Source organism: Citrobacter sp. wls619 (genome assembly GCF_005281345.1).
GTDB lineage: Bacteria > Pseudomonadota > Gammaproteobacteria > Enterobacterales > Enterobacteriaceae > Citrobacter.
Map to the genome: position 1 here is coordinate 1 of NZ_SZXJ01000024.1, position 1,116 is coordinate 1,116.

General features: G+C 62.0%; 1 protein-coding gene. It reads left to right on the forward strand.

Translation table 11 applies throughout. From position 1 onward, the window contains the following. Positions 1-1,116 (forward strand): type VI secretion system tip protein TssI/VgrG (gene tssI, locus FDX19_RS01950; protein WP_137381400.1); only part of this gene is annotated, 1,116 nt, incomplete at both ends.

Below are 1,116 nucleotides of genomic sequence, written 5' to 3' on the forward strand. Positions count from 1 at the left end.
ACCGGCGTGGTGGCGGGATTCGGGATGCAGGAGAATAACGGGTGGCAGATGCGCTACCAGCTGCGCATCCAGCCGCCGCTGTGGCGGTGTGGCCTGCGACAGAACTTCCGCATTTTCCAGCAGCAGGACATCCAGACAATATCGGCGCAGTTGCTGAACGAGAACGGGGTGACGGAGTGGACGCCGCTGTTTTATGAAGACCACCCGGCACGGGAGTTCTGCGTGCAGTACGGTGAATCAGACCTGGCGTTTCTGTCACGGCTGTGGGCGGAGGAGGGTATCTTCTTCTTTGACCGGTATGCGGCGGACAGCGCAGGGCAGACGCTGACGCTGTGTGACGACGTGGCGGGGCTGTCGGATGCGGGGGAATATCCGTTTAACCCGAATACGGATGCGGTGAGCACGGCGTGTGTCAGCACATTCCGCTATGAAGCGCAGGTACGCCCGTCGTCGTTACAGAGCCAGGATTACACGTTTAAGGTGCCGGACTGGGAGGGGCTGTATGAACAGGAAGGGGATAACCTGAACGGTCAGCTTGCGCAGTATGAGATATATGACTGGCCGGGGCGGTTCAAGGATGAGCAGCACGGGAAGGATTTTACGCTGTACCGGATGGACGGGTTGCGCGGGGATGCGGAGAAGGCGACGGGGGTGAGCAACTCGCCGGGACTGTGGCCGGGCGCGAGGTTTACGCTGATAAAACACCCGCAGAAGGCGCTGAACCGGGAGTGGCAGGTCATCAGCAGTATCCTGACGGGTGAGCAGCCGCAGGCGCTGCACGGCAGTAAGGGGAAAGGCACGACGCTGGGGAACCGTTTTGAGGCGATACCGGCGGACAGGACATGGCGGCCGGTGTTGCAGGAGAAGCCGAAGGTGGACGGTCCGCAGAGCGCCATTGTCACCGGCCCGGCGGGAGAGGAAATCTTCTGCGACGAACATGGGCGGGTGCGGGTGAAGTTCAGGTGGGACCGTTATAACCCGGAGACGGAGGCGAGTTCATGCTGGGTGAGGGTGTCGCAGGCGTGGGCAGGGCCGGGGTTCGGTAATCTGGCGATACCGCGCATCGGGCAGGAGGTGATAGTGGACTTCCTGAACGGGGACCCGGACCAGCCGATA